This is a genomic window from Pseudomonas sp. 51_B, from assembly GCF_017491595.1.
GTDB lineage: Bacteria > Pseudomonadota > Gammaproteobacteria > Pseudomonadales > Pseudomonadaceae > Aquipseudomonas > Aquipseudomonas promysalinigenes.
The window spans coordinates 1-15,437 of the sequence record NZ_JAFGYW010000009.1 but is presented as its reverse complement, the minus strand read 5'-3'; the positions used below and the strand labels follow the sequence as shown (position 1 = coordinate 15,437).

The 15,437-nt window shown below is 62.2% G+C and carries 9 protein-coding genes and 1 rRNA gene; 1 reads left to right on the top strand and 9 read right to left on the bottom strand.

Annotated features, from left to right (window positions below):
* Positions 1-22: 22 nt before the first annotated feature.
* Both mmsB and J5M56_RS12370 read right to left on the bottom strand, forming a co-directional pair.
* Positions 23-913: a 3-hydroxyisobutyrate dehydrogenase gene (mmsB, locus tag J5M56_RS12375; RefSeq protein WP_207937012.1), complete on the bottom strand. Its 891-nt coding sequence runs from the start codon at positions 911-913 to the stop codon at positions 23-25.
* A gap of 10 nt (positions 914-923) precedes the next feature.
* Complete coding sequence (locus J5M56_RS12370; protein WP_207937011.1) at positions 924-2,450, bottom strand: CoA-acylating methylmalonate-semialdehyde dehydrogenase; 1,527 nt, start codon at positions 2,448-2,450, stop codon at positions 924-926.
* Positions 2,451-2,582: 132 nt separating this feature from the next.
* On the opposite strand from J5M56_RS12370, the gene J5M56_RS12365 reads away from it, so the two are divergent.
* Positions 2,583-3,527, top strand: coding sequence for a LysR family transcriptional regulator (locus J5M56_RS12365; RefSeq protein WP_186477393.1), 945 nt, complete (start codon positions 2,583-2,585; stop codon positions 3,525-3,527).
* 30 nt (positions 3,528-3,557) lie between these two features.
* Here J5M56_RS12365 and J5M56_RS12360 read toward each other — a convergent pair whose 3' ends face one another.
* The 7 genes from J5M56_RS12360 to rrf form a co-directional block, all read right to left on the bottom strand.
* Positions 3,558-4,049 carry an OmpA family protein gene (locus tag J5M56_RS12360; protein WP_060478487.1) on the bottom strand — a complete coding sequence of 164 codons (492 nt, stop codon included), beginning with the start codon at positions 4,047-4,049 and terminating at the stop codon, positions 3,558-3,560.
* A 3-nt stretch (positions 4,050-4,052) separates the two neighbouring features.
* Complete coding sequence (locus tag J5M56_RS12355) at positions 4,053-5,324, bottom strand: diguanylate cyclase (RefSeq protein ID WP_207937092.1); 1,272 nt, start codon at positions 5,322-5,324, stop codon at positions 4,053-4,055.
* Positions 5,325-5,335: 11 nt separating this feature from the next.
* Positions 5,336-5,902: a YfiR family protein gene (locus J5M56_RS12350; RefSeq protein ID WP_207937009.1), complete on the bottom strand. Its 567-nt coding sequence runs from the start codon at positions 5,900-5,902 to the stop codon at positions 5,336-5,338.
* Between the two features lie 96 nt (positions 5,903-5,998).
* Positions 5,999-8,074: an exodeoxyribonuclease V subunit alpha gene (gene recD, locus J5M56_RS12345; protein WP_186477391.1), complete on the bottom strand. Its 2,076-nt coding sequence runs from the start codon at positions 8,072-8,074 to the stop codon at positions 5,999-6,001.
* Positions 8,071-11,745 carry an exodeoxyribonuclease V subunit beta gene (gene recB / locus J5M56_RS12340; RefSeq protein ID WP_207937007.1) on the bottom strand — a complete coding sequence of 1,225 codons (3,675 nt, stop codon included), beginning with the start codon at positions 11,743-11,745 and terminating at the stop codon, positions 8,071-8,073. Before recB ends, recD begins: the two co-directional genes overlap by 4 nt.
* Positions 11,742-15,206: an exodeoxyribonuclease V subunit gamma gene (recC, locus tag J5M56_RS12335; protein WP_186477389.1), complete on the bottom strand. Its 3,465-nt coding sequence runs from the start codon at positions 15,204-15,206 to the stop codon at positions 11,742-11,744. The genes recB and recC overlap by 4 nt, the downstream gene beginning before the upstream one ends.
* A 130-nt stretch (positions 15,207-15,336) precedes the next feature.
* A 5S ribosomal RNA gene (gene rrf, locus J5M56_RS12330) occupies positions 15,337-15,437 on the bottom strand; the annotation flags it as partial.

The window sequence follows — 15,437 nt, the reverse complement described above, 5'->3', positions numbered from 1 at the left end:
CCCGCGATAAAGTCCTCGCCCGTCAATCCTTCTTGCGGTACCCCTCGACGATCGCCGAGAAGTCCTTGCCGCCTTCACCGCGCAGGCTCATCGCCTGATACAGCTGCTGGGCCACGGCACCCAAAATCACCGGCTGGTGCGCCTGACGCGCGGCCTCGGTGGCCAGCCCCAAGTCCTTGAGCATCAGTTCGGCGCCAAACCCACCAGTGTAGCCACGTGAGGCGGGGGCAGTTTCGATGATGCCCGGCCACGGGTTGTAGGTGTCGGAACTCCAGCAGCGCCCGGTCGAGCTGTTGATGATCCCCGCCAGCACCTTGGTATCGATACCCAGCGCATTGCCCAGGGCCATGGCCTCGGACACGCCGACCATCGAGATGCCCAGCAGCAGGTTGTTGCAGATCTTGGCGATCTGCCCGGTACCCACTTCACCGCAGTGCACGATGTTTCGGCCCATCTGCTTGAGCACCGGCTCGAGGGTGGCGAAGAGTTCGTTGCTGGCACCGACCATGAAGGTCAGCGTGCCCGCCGCCGCGCCGCCGGTACCACCGGAAACGGGTGCATCGCCCAGGTCTACACCTTTGGCCGCAGCGGCCTTGGACACCTCGCGGGCAGTCTGCGGGTCGATGGTGCTGCAGTCCACGGTCGCAGTACCAGGGCGGATACCGGCCAAAATGCCAGTCTCCTCGTCCAGATAGACACTGCGCACATGGGCGGCGGCTGGCAGCATGGTGATCACCATCTCACTGCCGGCCGCCGCATCCCGTGGCGAGGCGCTGACCTGCGCGCCCAGCTCGGCAAGTTCGGCCAACACAGCTTTGTTCAGGTCGAACAGATGCAGTTGGTGCCCCGCCTTGATCAAATTGCGGGCCATGGGCGCGCCCATGTTGCCCAGGCCGATGAATGCGATATGCATGGCGTTCTCCTTAGCGCAGGCTGATGGTGGTGTTCACACCGTCGTTGACGCTGTCGTCATCGAACCAGCGGGCGGTGACGGTCTTGGTCTGAGTGTAGAACTGCACCACTTGCTTGCCGTACGGGCCGAGGTCGCCGAGCTTGGAGCCGCGGGAGCCTGTGAAGCTAAAGAACGGCACCGGTACCGGGATCGGGATGTTGATGCCGACCTGGCCAATGTCGATCTCGCTCTGGAACTTGCGCGCCGCCGCGCCGCTTTGGGTGAACAGGCCCGTTCCATTGCCGAAGGGGTTGGCGTTGACCAGGGCGATGGCCTCATCGAGTGTGTCGACTTCCAAGGTGACCAGTACTGGGCCGAAAATTTCCTGGGTGTACACCTGCATGTCGGTCTTCACCCCAGAGAACAAGGTTGGGCCGACGAAGTTGCCGTTCTCGTAACCCGGCACCTTTACGCCACGGCCGTCGAGTTCGAGTTTGGCGCCCTCCTGGATACCGCTCTCGATCAAGCCCAGTACACGCTCCTTGGCGCGCTTGGAGACCACCGGGCCCACGTCGGTGCCTGGCTCACAACCGGCGTTGACTTTGAGTTTGCTCGCCGCTTCCTTGATATCGGGCAGCCATTCACGCGCCTTACCGACCAGCACCGCCACCGAGGTGGCCATGCAGCGCTGCCCGGCAGCACCGAACGCGGCGCCGACCAAGGCGTTGACGGTTTGTGTGCGGTTGGCATCAGGCAGCACCACGGCGTGGTTCTTGGCGCCCATCATCGACTGCACACGTTTGCCGTGCTGGCTGGCCAGGTTGTACACATGGGTACCAACTTCGGTTGAACCCACGAAAGAGATCGCCTTGATGTCTTGGTGCGTGCAGATCGCATCGACTACTTGCTTGCCGCCATGTACCACATTGAGCACGCCAGCCGGCACACCGGCTTCCAGCGCCAGCTCGACCAGCAGCATGGTCGAAAGCGGGTCTTGTTCGGAAGGTTTGAGGACGAAGGTGTTCCCGCACACGATAGCCATCGGGAACATCCACAACGGGATCATCGCCGGGAAGTTGAACGGGGTGATGCCTGCGCATACGCCGATCGGCTGACGCAGGGTGTAGGTGTCCACGCCACCGGCTACGTTCTCGGCGAATTCGCCCATCTGCAAAGTGCCGATGGAAGCCGCATGCTCGACAACCTCAAGGCCACGGAAAATATCGCCCTCGGCGTCAGCCAAGGTCTTGCCCTGCTCGGAGCTAAGCACCTGGGCGATACGTTTGGTGTGTTCGCGGATCAACGCCTGCAACTTGAGCATAATGCGCATACGCGCACCAATCGGCGTGTCACGCCACGCCTTGAAGGCACGCTGGCCTGCAGCCACGGCGGCATCCACTTCTTCGACGGTGGCAAACGGTACCCGCGCCAGCACCTCTTGGGTGGCGGGGTTGACGATATCCCGCCATTCGCTGGTCTTCGACTCGACCCACTGGCCGTCGATCAACAGCTTGACCTGCTCGACCTTGGTCTTGTCGGGGGATTGCGGTGCGTTCATCTGCGTTCTCCTTGGAATTATTGTCAGGACGCGATTGCCAGCGCCACGCAAACACGGGATGGCGCCGCAGGGCTTTTTTCGAGTATAGATGTGCAAACATCCAACAAGAACGCACAAAAAAACCGGATCAACATGCAAAAAGACCTGACATCCCTTGGTTCGCTGAACTGGGACGACCTCAAGTTCTTCCTCGAAGTGGCACGCACTCGCAAAGCCAGCGCTGCCGCCAAACGCCTGGCTGTCGACTACACCACGGTGTCCCGGCGCATCACGTCGCTGGAGGGGGCGTTGGGCACGCTATTGTTCGAAAAGTCCCGCACCAGCGGTTTCGTCCTGACCGCCGAGGGGCAACGGCTGTTGGGCTACGCCGAATCGATCGAAAGCACGTTACATATGGCCTGCGAGCAGGTTTCAGGCTCGGGGGTGGCACTGTCGGGGCATGTACGGATGGGCTGCACCGAAGGTTTTGGCAGCTTTTTCGTGACCCCACAACTGAGCCATTTCGTCGATGCGTACCCGGCAATTTCGGTGGATATTCTACCGCTGCCGCACTTCATCAGCCTGTCCAAGCGCGAGGCGGACATCGTCATCGCCCTGGAGCGGCCCGAGCATGGCCCCTATGTATGCTGCAAGTTATGCGATTACCGGCTGCGGCTGTATGCGACCCAGGACTACCTGAACAACCATGCGCCCATCCGCCAGATGGGCGACCTAATCGACCACCCGTTCATTAGCTACGTGGACGACCTGGCCTTCAGCTCGCAGTTGCTCTACTTGGCCAACCTGATCCCCAGCGCCAATGCCCATTTGCGCAGCACCAGCGTCATTGCCCAGTACACGGCGGCGCTGCAGGGCCGAGGGTTGGCGATCCTACCCTGCTTTTTGGCGGCCCAGGATGAGCGGCTGGTGGCGGTGTTACCAGAGCAGATCGAAGTGACGCGGCAGTTCTGGATGTACTGCCGCGAGGATTTGCGCAAGTTGAAGCGCATAACTCTGCTATGGGACTACATCCGCGGTGTGACCGAAGCGAATGCACGTTTGTTGATGGGTGAAACCCGAGACATGCAGTTTGCCTAGGTTTGATGGGCTGCTTGGCAGCCCTTGGGGCTAGTATGATGCCACCACGATCGATACCCGCCGGTTCTCCGTACGTCCGGCGCGGGTCCGGTTGTCGGCTACCGGCTGCGTGCTGCCCAGGCCGCGGGTCTGGATATTCTGGGCCGGCATGCCCACACCGACCAATGCTTGGGCCACACTCTGCGCACGCCGTTCGGATAGCTGCTGGTTGTACGCAGCCTTGCCCGAAGCATCGGCATGGCCGTCTATCCGCACGCCTTGAATGCCCACACTCAGCAACGCTTTGCCGATGCGCTCGACAATGGCCTGACTCGCAGCGTTGAGGCTGTCCAGATCACTGCCGAACAGCACCTTGCCCGACAGATCGAACGCCCAGCCCTCTTCGGTCGGCGTAAAGCCTTCGCGCTGCAGGACGGCGATCTGCTCGGCGCTCAATCCTTTGGGCGGTGCGCTCTGGCAACCAGTGAGCGCCAGCAAGGCCAGCACCAGCATGATGAAGGGAAAACGAAAACACTGAATCACGGTTCAACTCCTGTTTCTGAAATCGACGGCGGGCTGTTCCTTCCGAGCCGCTTGCCACTGGCCACGGCGCTTGCGCTTGGCCTGGTACATCGCCGCGTCTGCGGCATTGAACAGAGAGGCAGCGTCGCTGCCATCGTCCGGGTAAAACGCGACGCCCACACTTAGCGAGGTCGTGAGGCGTTGTCCACCCTCAAGCTGCATCGGCAACTGCATGCTGGCGATGATCTTGTCGGCGATACGCTCGGCGTCCTCGCGAGTATGAAGCGGGGCCAACAATACGGCGAACTCGTCCCCACCCAGGCGTGCTACCAGGTCATGCTCGCGCAATTGTGCACGCACTCGGTCGGCAATATTGATCAGTACTTCATCACCTGCGGCATGCCCGAGGGTGTCGTTGATCTGCTTGAAGTGGTCACTGTCGAGAAACAGCAAGGCCAGATGATCCTGCTGGCGTACAGCGTTACGCAGGCTACGACTCAGGCGGCCCTCGAAGAACGCGCGATTGGGCAGGCCCGTCAGGCTGTCGTGGCTGGCCTGGTGCGCCAGGGTGGCATTCTCGTTCTGCAGATGGCTGTGCCATATCTCCAGCTCATCGAGCAGGGCATTGAAGTCAGCCCCCAATTCGTTGAGCTCGGCAATGGGGGCTTCCGGCACTCGTCGGTCGAAACTACGCTCTCGACGAGCGGCATGGGCTACGCTGGCAAGCCCGCGCAGCGGGCGAACGATGTCGCCGAGCAGGCGCCGCGAGAAGTGCAAGGCGACGAAAGCACTGAGGATCGTGCAGAACAAGATCCCGCCCAGACCGCTGAGCAGGAACAGCAACAGGCTGCGGCCCTGGCCAGTGATTTCGGTATGCCCGATCCGCTGCTGCTGATGCATGATCGGCAGGCTGATCGGCTCACCCAACAAAGCCGTTGCCACACGCACTTCCAGATGCCCAAGCACCCCTTCATCACTGCGCTGCCAATGCGCCAGTTGCTCACCGTCTTTGTTGAACACCTTGGCATCGGCCACTTCTTCGGTTTTGGCAATCAGCTCCAACGCTTCGTTGGCTGCCACGCTGTCATCGAATACCACGGCGGCTTCGACGGTGTAGTTGATCGAGCGGGCTATCAGGTGCAGGTTGTGGTTGGCATACACGCGCAGGGCGAGCACCCCCAACAGCGTCAGCGAGATACCGGCCAAGCCCACCGCCAGCAGGGCAACGCTCAGGTGCCCACGGCCAAGCACCGAGCGCAGGGTCGGGCGAACGGCCTGCCGGTTGCCGGCCTTCATGGCTGCAGGCTTCATGGCACTACCCCACGGCGCCGTGAAAGCTGCAACACACTGGGGTGGATGCGTACGCCAGAGCGAGCCACGGAGTCCAGGTTGACCTCGAATGCCACCTGCTGATCGCTGACCCGCAGGCAGAACAGGCTACCCACGGTGCAAGGGTCGTCGGCCTCGCTGATGCTAACCACCGGGCGGCCGCTGAGCACGTGGAACAGGCGATTACGATCGGTATCGTCGAGCTTGCCGATGTAAACGGCGTCACAGGCTTGGGCCAGCTGTGGATCGTTGGCCAGTAGGCGCCTTACTTGCAACGGCTGACCGTTGTTTTGCAGATTGCCTTTGATCAAATCGTCGGCATATTCGGTGGGCCCGACCAGGCACAGGCGCAGAGGCACAGGTGCTGAAGGCCAACGAGCGTAGCTGAGAATGCCCAGCACCACCTGCGTCACCGCCTTGGCACGATGTAGAGCCTGCACTGAGGTGGCCGCTTGCTCCGCCTGGGCGGGGCTAGCCATAAGCGACAAGGCGAGCAGATGCAGCGTAAGCGCACAGCCCATCAACCACTCCCTGGCGCCTGTCATGTGAGAGATCTCTCAAAATCGTGTTTGATATCGGCGCAACGATAGCACAACGCTGGCTATCTGGAGGAGCGGCCGTGTGCCGCCTTCAGGCCCAGGCTACACCTGTTCGAGCATCAGCCCGGAAATACGCCGAACCTTACGTAGCACGGCCTCCTCGAAAACACCCTGCCGTGGCTCGACCAAGCTGAAGCAGTGCTTGGCACGGGTGATGCCGGTATACACCAGCTCCTTGGTCAGCACCGGGTTCAGTGCGTCCGGCAACACCAGCGCGGTATGGCTGAACTCTGAGCCCTGGGACTTGTGCACGGTCATGGCGTATACGGTTTCGACCTCGTTCAGCCGGCTAGGCAGCACGAAGCGTACCCCCGTACCGCCGTCATTGCGTGGGAAAGCCACCCGCAAAAGCGCTTGGCCTTGTTCATCCGGCAAGCGCAGTGCGATGCCGATATCACCGTTCATCAGCCCCAGGCCGTAATCATTACGGGTCACCAGCACCGGTCGGCCCTCGTACCACAACTGCTGGTTATCGATCAGCCCGGCATTGTGCAGCACCCGCGCCACACGCTCATTGAGGCCTTCGACACCCCAGGGGCCCTTGCGCACAGCGCACAGCAGCTGGAAATCTTCGAAGCTATGCAGCACGTTGGCGGCCCACTGCTCCCAGCGTGGATCGTCGAAAGCCGTACCAGGTGCGGGCCGATGGCGGCCAATGGTGCGCAGGTAGCTCCGGTAGCCTTGAGGCCCCTCGCTGCCGCGGTCAAGGCCGTCCAGGATCAAGCGGTCCAAGGCCTTGTCCTGCTCGTTGCGCAGCGCCAGCCCAAACACATCCGCAGGCGGCATGCTCAACACATCCCGCGCCGCCTGAGCCTGTTGACGGTTGACCAGGCGGGCCAATTGGCCAATACCGCTGCCCTCACCAAAGCGCCGCGAGAACCGCAGCATCACCACTTGCTGGGCCAGCGGGTTGCGCTGTGCATCACCCTGTTCAAGGCCGCTGGCGGCCAGTGACTGGCCACCGATTAGCTCCAGCCAGGCTTGGGTGGCAGGCGAATAGCGGCCCTCTTCGGCGTCACGGCACAGGTCACCCAGCACGGCGCCGGCTTCGACCGAGGCTAACTGGTCTTTGTCGCCCAGCAGAATCAAACGCGCTTTGGGTGGCAGCGCTTGTAGCAAGTTGGCCATCATTTCCAGATCGATCATCGACGCTTCGTCGACCACCAACACATCCAACGGCAGCGGATTACCCGCGTGATGGCGGAAATGCCGCGAACCTGGGCGGCTGCCGAGCAAGCGATGCACAGTGCTGACGTCGGTTGGGATATGCCCACGCACCTGGGCAGTGACCTGCAAACGCTCGACCTGCTGGCCGATCGACTCGGTCAGGCGTGCGGCCGCCTTACCGGTTGGGGCGGCCAGGCGAATGCGCAGCGGCCTGCCCTGCTCCACCGCAGGTGCCTGCAACAGCGCCAGCAGGCGCACGACGGTGGTGGTTTTGCCGGTCCCAGGGCCGCCGGTGATGATGCTGAAACCTGCGCGGGTGGCCAAGGCGCAGGCCAGTTTCTGCCAGTCCACCTGCCCCGGCAGAGCGCCATCGTCGAACAGCTGAGCCAAGCGTGCAGGCAAGTCGGCTGGGGCCGCTTCGCTCTGGCTCAAGCGTAGGCGCAAGGTCTGGTCAATCTGCCGCTCGTAGCTCCAGTAGCGGCGCAGGTACAGGCGCTGCCCGCTGAGCACCAGTGGCCGCGCCTGCTGACCTGGGGCGTCACCATCAGCCACCAGGGTGCTGGCGGCGATGCGCTGCAGCCAAGTACGCAAGTCCAGGTCGGCCAATAGCTGCGAGGGCAGCAGCAACGGGCCGGTCAGGGCATCGCCTTCAGGCGGCAGTGACAGCGCGAAATCAGGCTCGGCGAGGGTCTGTTGCAAGTCGAGGCAGACGTGCCCATGGCCTAGCTGGTGGCTGGCCAACGCGGCCGCCAGCAGCAGCAGCGGGTCACTGCCAGGCGCGCGCTCTTCGAGAAAGCTGACGAACGCTCGATCGAGCGCCCGCAACCAGCCACGCTCTACCCAGCGATCAAGCAGCTGCAACAAGTCGGTACTGTTACGCTGGGGCGCCAGCGCCAGCAGATGCTCGGCGCGCAGCGGCGTAGGCAAGAGATCGTCGAGGGTACGGCTCATGGCGCGGCTCCGGCAAACAGGTCCTGCTGTTCGGGCGCGTGGACGCCACGGAACAGCGCGTCGAGGGCCTCGATCAGCTCCCGTGGCGGCCTGGCGAAGTACACGCCATGGCCACTACTGCTGGCTCCGCGCAGGAAGATGAACAAGGCACCGCCCACATGGCGGTCGTAGTCGTAATCTGGCAAGCGTGCGCGCAATTGGCGATGCAGGGCCAGCAAATAAAGCACGTACTGCAGGTCGTAGCGGTGTTCGAGAATGGCTTTCTCCATGGCCTGGCTGTCGTAGGCTGCGATGTCCGGCCCCAGCCAGTTGGACTTGTAGTCCGCGACGAAGTAGCGCCCGTCGAGTTCATACGCCAAGTCGATAAAACCCTTGAACATGCCATTGAGCAAAGTCGGTTGCGCTGCGGGGCGTGCACAGCCTGTATGGGTATACCGGGCTACCAGGCGGTCGAGTTGCTCGGCATTGACGTTGTGGCTGGCGAACCAGAACTCCATCTCGATCTGATACTGCTGCAAGCGCGCCAGGGTCATCGGCGCGGCGCCAGCTGGCAACGGCTCGTTGAGTAACTGGTGCAACCATTGGCTGAGGGTGGGGATCCACCCGGTCCAGTCTCGCCGGTTGCAGCGTTGGCCGACGGTACGCTCGATGAGCTGCGGATCATTTGCGACGTCACTGAAGCCTTCACGGCCTGCCCACTCCAGCAACCCATGGAGAAACGTACCGGGGTTGGGGCCACGGGGGAAGCGATGGATGTCACCACCGTCGGCAGGCACCTCGCGAACGATCTGCTGGCTATCAGGCACCTCGTCATCGAGCAGTTGCTGGGCTTGCGAGCTATCCGCGCCAAGGGTCTGCTCCCCCAGGCGCAGGGCGCTGTAGGAGGCGATCCACCAATGCTCGGCAGCGGCTCGGCGGGGCTTTCGAGCAGGTAGCAGTTCCCGCTCGATCTGCGAGGCCTGATACCGCTCATCAGTGGCTTGCGGCAAGGCCGGGCAGGCAATCTCCAGGCAATCTGCCTGCAGGCTCTGAAGCCACGTACCCAGCAGTTGCGAGCCAGGCAGTGCCTGGCCCCCGCCAAGCAAATAGCCAAGCGCCGAGCGGTGCAGCTGCGAGCTCTTCTGGTTGCCACGCTTGAGGTCGGCCACGCCCAGCCAGCAGGCGTGCTGAGCGCGCGTCAGGGCCACATAGAGCAGACGCAGATCTTCGGCCAGACGCTCCTCGTCGGCCAGCGCGATCTGCGCTGCATCGGGTGTCAATGTCAGTTGCACATGGCCTTGGTTATCGTGCCAGGCCAGCGGCAGACGGCTGCCGTCCACCGGTTTGCTGGTGCAGATGAACGGCAGGTACACCAACGGGTATTCCAAGCCTTTGGACTTGTGGATGGTTACCACCTTGACCAACTGCTCGTCGCTTTCCAGGCGCAGAATCTGTTCTTCCCCGGCTTGGCCGGAGTTGGCCAGGTGTTCTGCCAGATGGCGAATCAGCGCCTGTTCACCATCGAGCTCGGCCGCCGCTTGTTGCAACAGCTCAGCCAGATGCAGCAAGTTGGTCAATACACGTTCACCGTCCGTGCGGCCAATCAGGGTGCGAGGCAGTTCGAATTCGTGCAGCAAGTGGCGCAACATCGGCAGCACGCCCTGGCGCTGCCAGAGCTCGCGGTAGCGACGAAAACGCATGACCCAGCCTTCCCAGACACGCTCATCCTGGTTGAGCTGGTCGAGTTCAGCCAGCGAAAGGCCCAGGGTCAGGCTGGCCAGTGCAGCCTTGAGCAGACGCTCGGAGTCCGGCTCGGCACAGGCCTTGAGCCAGGCCAGCAAATCATGGGCCTCTTGGGCGGCGAACACCGAATCCTTATCGGAAAGGTACACGCTGCGCACGTCGCGGGCGGCAAGTTCGCGGCGCACCAATTGCGCTTCATGGCCATCGCGCACCAAGATGGCGATATCCGAGGGCTGACACGGGCGCAGCTCGCCGTTTTCGTCGCTGAAGCCAGAGACACCGCGCTGCCCACCGTTCAATACGGCCACGATATGGCTGGCGCAGCTGGCAGCCAGTTGCTGGCGGTAGAACGTGCTGGAAACCGGCTCGTCGCTCTGCAGTTGCCAGCATTGCAGCGCAGCGCAGGCCTGGCCATCGAGCAACAGCTGCTCGCTGCGCCCCTTGGCACGAACTTCGACGAATGGCAGCGGATTGTCGTCAGCTTCGCGAAACAGGAAGGCACCCTTGCCTTGGGAGCGAGCCTCAGCTTGCAGAAACACTTGATTGACTGCCGCGACCATGCCCTGGCTGGAGCGATAGTTGGTGTCCAGGCTGTGCAGGCGGCCGGCGGTGGCACGGCGGGCCGACAGGTAGGTGTAGATGTCGGCACCGCGGAAGGCGTAGATCGCCTGCTTGGGGTCACCAATCATGAACAGGCCAGTTTCCGGGTTGTTCTCACCGATACGGTAAATGCTTTCGAAAATGCCGTACTGCACCGGGTCGGTGTCTTGGAACTCGTCGATCAAGGCCACCGGAAACTGCTCGCGGATCAGCGCCGCCAGACGTTCGCCCGACTCCATGCCTAGGGCATGCTGAAGCCGCAGCAGCATGTCGTCGAAACCCATTTCGGCTCGGCGGCGTTTTTCCACCTCGAAGCGCGCGGCTACCCAGGCCGCGGCATGCTCCAGCAGGGGCGCATCGGGGCTTGGCAGAGCCTGTAACTGCTGTTGCAGGTTGAGCATGGCATGCAGGGCTGGATGCTCCGGCGGTTGGCCCGCTTTCCAGATTTCGGCCAGCCCTTCCGGGGTCAGGCGACTGAACCCGGTGCCCAGGTCCAGTTCCACCACATGCGCGTCACTGGCCCAGCCACGCAGCTTGTCGAACCACGGCTCGAAGTAGCGCGCTTGCAGCTTGCGTCCATCGACCTGTTTGGCCGCCACTGCGTCGTGGCAGATTTGCTGCAGCTCATCCGCCCACTTCGCCCATGGCCCCTTGAGTTGCCGCAACTGCTCGCCGCGCTGCTGCAGCGCTTGATCGATCAATGCTTGCGGCGCAATGTCGTCGGGCAACGCACGCACGCGGCCAAACAGGGGGCGGATGCGCGGCAACAGCGAATCCGGGCTACCCCAGTGCCCGCGTACCCACTCGAGCGCTTCCCCGCGCATGCCGTAGCAATAGCGCCGCCAGTAATCGCGCATGACCTGGCCAAGCAGCTCGCTGTGGTCTGTTTCAAGGCTTTGGGTGAACAGGCTACCGCTATCGAAGGCATGCTCGCGGAGCATGCGCTGGCACCAGCCATGGATGGTCGAGACCGCGGCTTCATCCATCCACTGCACCGCCACTTCCAGGCGGTTGGCGCAGCGCGGCCATTGCGCTTGGGCATAGTCGCTGCGCAGTTGTTGCAGCAATGGGTCAGCGTGCTCCAGTTCGCCGCGGAAGTAGCGTGCGGCCTCGGCCAGACGGGCGCGGATACGCTCGCGCAGCTCTTTGGTCGCGGCATCGGTGAAGGTCACCACAAGAATCTGCGGCGGTAGCAGCTCACGACCGAAGCCGTGTGTTCCACCGTGGCCAAGGATCAGGCGCAAGTACAGTGCGGAAATGGTGAACGTCTTGCCCGTACCGGCGCTCGCCTCGATGAGCTGGCTGCCATGCAGAGGAAAACTCAGTGCCAAAGGACGAGCCTGGGTCATGCTTCACGCTCCGGGTTGCCCTGGGCCTGCCAGGCTGCGCTGAACAGAGGGCGGTACAAGGTTTCGCACCAGCCTTCGAAGGTCTCGTCGGCGCTCAGTGCAGCGAAGTCGGAAAACTGCCGGGCCAGGGCAACACTTTCGCTGCGCTCGCCGAAACTGCTGCGGCCATCGCCCTCGTAGGCACGCGTAGCGGCCGCCAGGGCTTTGTCTGGGTCTTGCTGCCCCAGCCAGGCGAAGGCGGTCTTGGCGGCAACTGGCAGTGGCGCGTTCATCCCCGCCTGGCGGGCGATCAGCAATTCCCCCAAGCGTTCGCGCGCCTGCGCCTGTGGCAAAGGCCCGAGCAGCAGGGTGATGTCACTGGCCAACAGAGCACTGTGCAGGGGATAACCCACAGCGCAGGCGGCCAGGTGCATCACCCAACTGGCGATCAGCCGATGCCACTTGAGGTTGTTGCGCCCCGCGCCGATGGTGTTGGGCACGGTGGTAATACTCAAGAGGCTGTGGTCGTCAGCTTGATAAACCCGGCCCAGCCAGCCCTCCAGACGCTGGTTGGCATGCTCGAACTGAATGGGCAGTGCTCCCTCCACCACCGTAGGCCAGCGCCGCAGTAGTTGACCATGGCGTTGCAGCAGATCGGGCAATGGCTGGATCAGTTCGGTCTGCAACATTTCACCGAAGCCTGCCAAAGGCAGCAATCCGCAGGCTTGCAGCCGGCGGGCCTGGGCTTGCAGGGCATATTCGGCGTTTTCAGGGTCGCTCAGCGCGGCGACCAGCAAGCTTTCGCTGGCGCTATAGCGCTGCAAGGCATCGAGTACGAAGGGCTCTTCGTCTGGCGTAGGCGCCTGCAGGGCTTCGAAGAATACCTTCAGGCGCTGACTGAAGAAATGCCGTACGGGGTGACGAACAAAGTCCTGCAACTGGGTCAGCGTCAGCGGCTCATCACTGACGTACGGCGCGAGTGCTAGTTCAGGCGACTGCTCGTCGCTGTTCTGGCGATGCAACAATTGCCATTCATGGGCGAAGCTGAACAACCCAGTGCCCTTGTCGAAATAGCGTGCACTGAATGGCTGCAGTGGGTGCTCCTGGGTCAGCGCATGCAGCAGTGCCTGGCCGTCAGAACTTCCCTTGAGGCGCCAACCGGCAACCAGGTGGTCGCGCAGTTGGCCGATCAATACCGAGGCGGGCCGTTCACTGTTGTCACGGATGCTGCGGCCCACCCAACTGATGTAAAGCTGGTCACGTGCCGACAGCAACGCTTCGAGCAGCAGATAGCGGTCATCCTCACGTCGCGACCGGTCGCCTGGGCGATAGTCACTGGCCATCAGGTCGAAATCCAGGGGCGGCTGTGCCCTCGGGTAGTCACCATCGTTCATGCCTAGCAGGCACACCACCCGGAAGGGGATGGCGCGCATGGGCATCAAGGTGCAGAAGTTCACCGAGCCGGCGAGAAAGCGCTGGGACAACTTGCCTTCGTCCAACCCCGAAAGCCAAGCCTCGCGGATCACCGTGAGCGGCAACGGGTCTTGCAGGCTGACGGTTTCGCAGACCTCCAGCCAGTTGTCACGAAGGGCCAGCAGTTGCAGCAGAAGAAACTCGTCGTGCTCCTCTTCAGCCAGGAAGAACACTTGCAACAGGGCGCCCAGTCGATCCCCCCACTCACTGGCCGTGGCTGGCTGGGACAAAGCCTGGTTGGCCACCTCTAGCGCATCGAGCAGCGCCACCAGCGGGCCAATCAATGCTGCGTCCAGGCCGCCGATTTCATCGTACGGTTCGATACCGTCGCAACCTTCGCCCATCCCGACGGCGTAACCCAGCAGCATCCGCCGCAGCCCGAAACGCCAGCTGTTCTGCTCAAGACCGTGGGGCAACCCTAGGGAGGCGCGCTGTTCAGCGTTCAGCCCCCAGCGAATGCCCGCGCCTTGGATCCAACGGTGCAGGGTTGGCAAGTCGCTTTCACGAATGCCGAAGCGTGCGCGCAGAGCCGGGACATCGAGCAGGTCAAGGACCTCACTGACGGCAAATCGGCTGTCCGGCAGCTTGAGCAGATGCTCCAGGGCAATCAACAGCGGGTCGCGGCCACGTTGGCCCTGATCGGTGAGGGTGAAAGGAATGTAACGCGGGTCGTTGCGCTGCAATTGGCCGAAAACTGCGCGGATGTGTGGCGCATAGGTGTCGATGGCTGGGACCATCACGATCACATCGCGTGGACGCAGCGTAGGGTCGGCGCTGAAGCGTGCCAGTAACTGATCGTGCAGAATTTCTACTTCGCGCTGAGGGCTGTGTGCCACGTGAAAACGCACCGAGCGGTCTTTGCTCGGGTCGACCGCAGGCCAGCAGTCTCGCGTTTCTGCAAGTGGTCGCAGTTCAAGGATATCGTCCTGCAGCTGACTCAGCAGTGTGGTGGGCTGGCCTTCGCTGAACAGATCGATGCGCCCATCGCTGAATACGCCTTGGTAGCTGCCGGGGTCATCGTAGCTGTCCAACAAGTTGATGTAGTCACGGCCCTGCTTGCCCCACGCTGCCAAGAGCGGGTGGGCGTGTTGATGCAGTGACTCATCGTCCAACTGCACCGGCATGCCTGGCTTACGCTGTTGGCGCTTGTACTGATGACGCAGGAGATCTTTGTCGGCAACGATATCGGCCCAATGGTGGCGACAAGGATTGTGAACACACAGCAACACCTGACTGAACCGAGACAGCCCGGCTAGTGCCTCCAATGCCTGGGCGGGCAGGGAGGAAATACCGAATACGATGACCCTCGAGGGCAATCCAGGCGGTGCACTCTGCAGTTTTTCGATACGTTCAAGGAAGCGCTGATGCACCCCTGCCCGGCTTTGCGCCATGCTCTGCTCACCCACATCCTCAAGCAGCGCCCGCCAGAGCTCAGCTTGCCAGCGGTTGCCCGGTGCAAGGGGTTTACGTTCACCGCGGGCGCTGTTGAGCGTGTGCTCGCCGGCTGCCCAGTCCTTGAGCCAGTCGGCACGGTATACCTGGTACTGGTCGAACAAATCAGCCAGACGCTCTGCTAACTGATAGCGCTTGCGCAAGTCACTGTCATCGGTGAGAAAGCGGCGCAGTGGTTCGAAATGTGGACGCTCGATCAGGGCAGGTAACAGACGCATCAGACGCCAGGTAAGCGGCGCCTTGTCCAGCAGCGACACTTCAGGGATTTCTTCACGGCCAAGTACTTTGCGATACAGCTGCCACATGAAACTGCCTGGCAGTTGCACATCGATGGCGGCGGCAATCCCACAGCCTCCAAGATCATCGTCCCGGGAATCTTCAGCCAGGGCGAGTTTGAGCCATTGGGCAATACCATTGCTCTGGACCAAGGCGATTTCGTTTTCCAGCGGAGCTAACGGGTAGCGTCGCATCCAACTCACCACCAGGCTACGCAAGTCATCCAGGCGGTTGCCATGGACGACCATGAAACCAGGTTGCAGTGAGGTAGTGGTGGGCATGGAAAAGTCCCTGAGCAGAGAAGGGGCAACGATATCACGGCTGAGTGCAGGTGCAGGCACGGGCCCAGATGAAGGCCAGAAAAGACAAAACCCCTACCTGCATGCGCAGATAGGGGTTTTGCGAAATGAATCTTGACGATGACCTACTCTCACATGGGGAAACCCCACACTACCATCGGCGATGCATCGTTTCACTACTGAGTTCGGGATGGGATCAGGTGGTTCCAATGC

Coding starts and splice junctions, on each gene's coding strand:
- mmsB (WP_207937012.1), bottom strand. CDS start 913: ATGCATATCGCATTCATCGGCCTGGGCAACATGGGCGCGCCCATGGCC.
- J5M56_RS12370 (WP_207937011.1), bottom strand. CDS start 2,450: ATGAACGCACCGCAATCCCCCGACAAGACCAAGGTCGAGCAGGTCAAG.
- J5M56_RS12365 (WP_186477393.1), top strand. CDS start 2,583: ATGCAAAAAGACCTGACATCCCTTGGTTCGCTGAACTGGGACGACCTC.
- J5M56_RS12355 (WP_207937092.1), bottom strand. CDS start 5,324: ATGAAGGCCGGCAACCGGCAGGCCGTTCGCCCGACCCTGCGCTCGGTG.
- J5M56_RS12350 (WP_207937009.1), bottom strand. CDS start 5,902: ATGACAGGCGCCAGGGAGTGGTTGATGGGCTGTGCGCTTACGCTGCAT.
- recD (WP_186477391.1), bottom strand. CDS start 8,074: ATGAGCCGTACCCTCGACGATCTCTTGCCTACGCCGCTGCGCGCCGAG.
- recB (WP_207937007.1), bottom strand. CDS start 11,745: ATGACCCAGGCTCGTCCTTTGGCACTGAGTTTTCCTCTGCATGGCAGC.
- recC (WP_186477389.1), bottom strand. CDS start 15,206: ATGCCCACCACTACCTCACTGCAACCTGGTTTCATGGTCGTCCATGGC.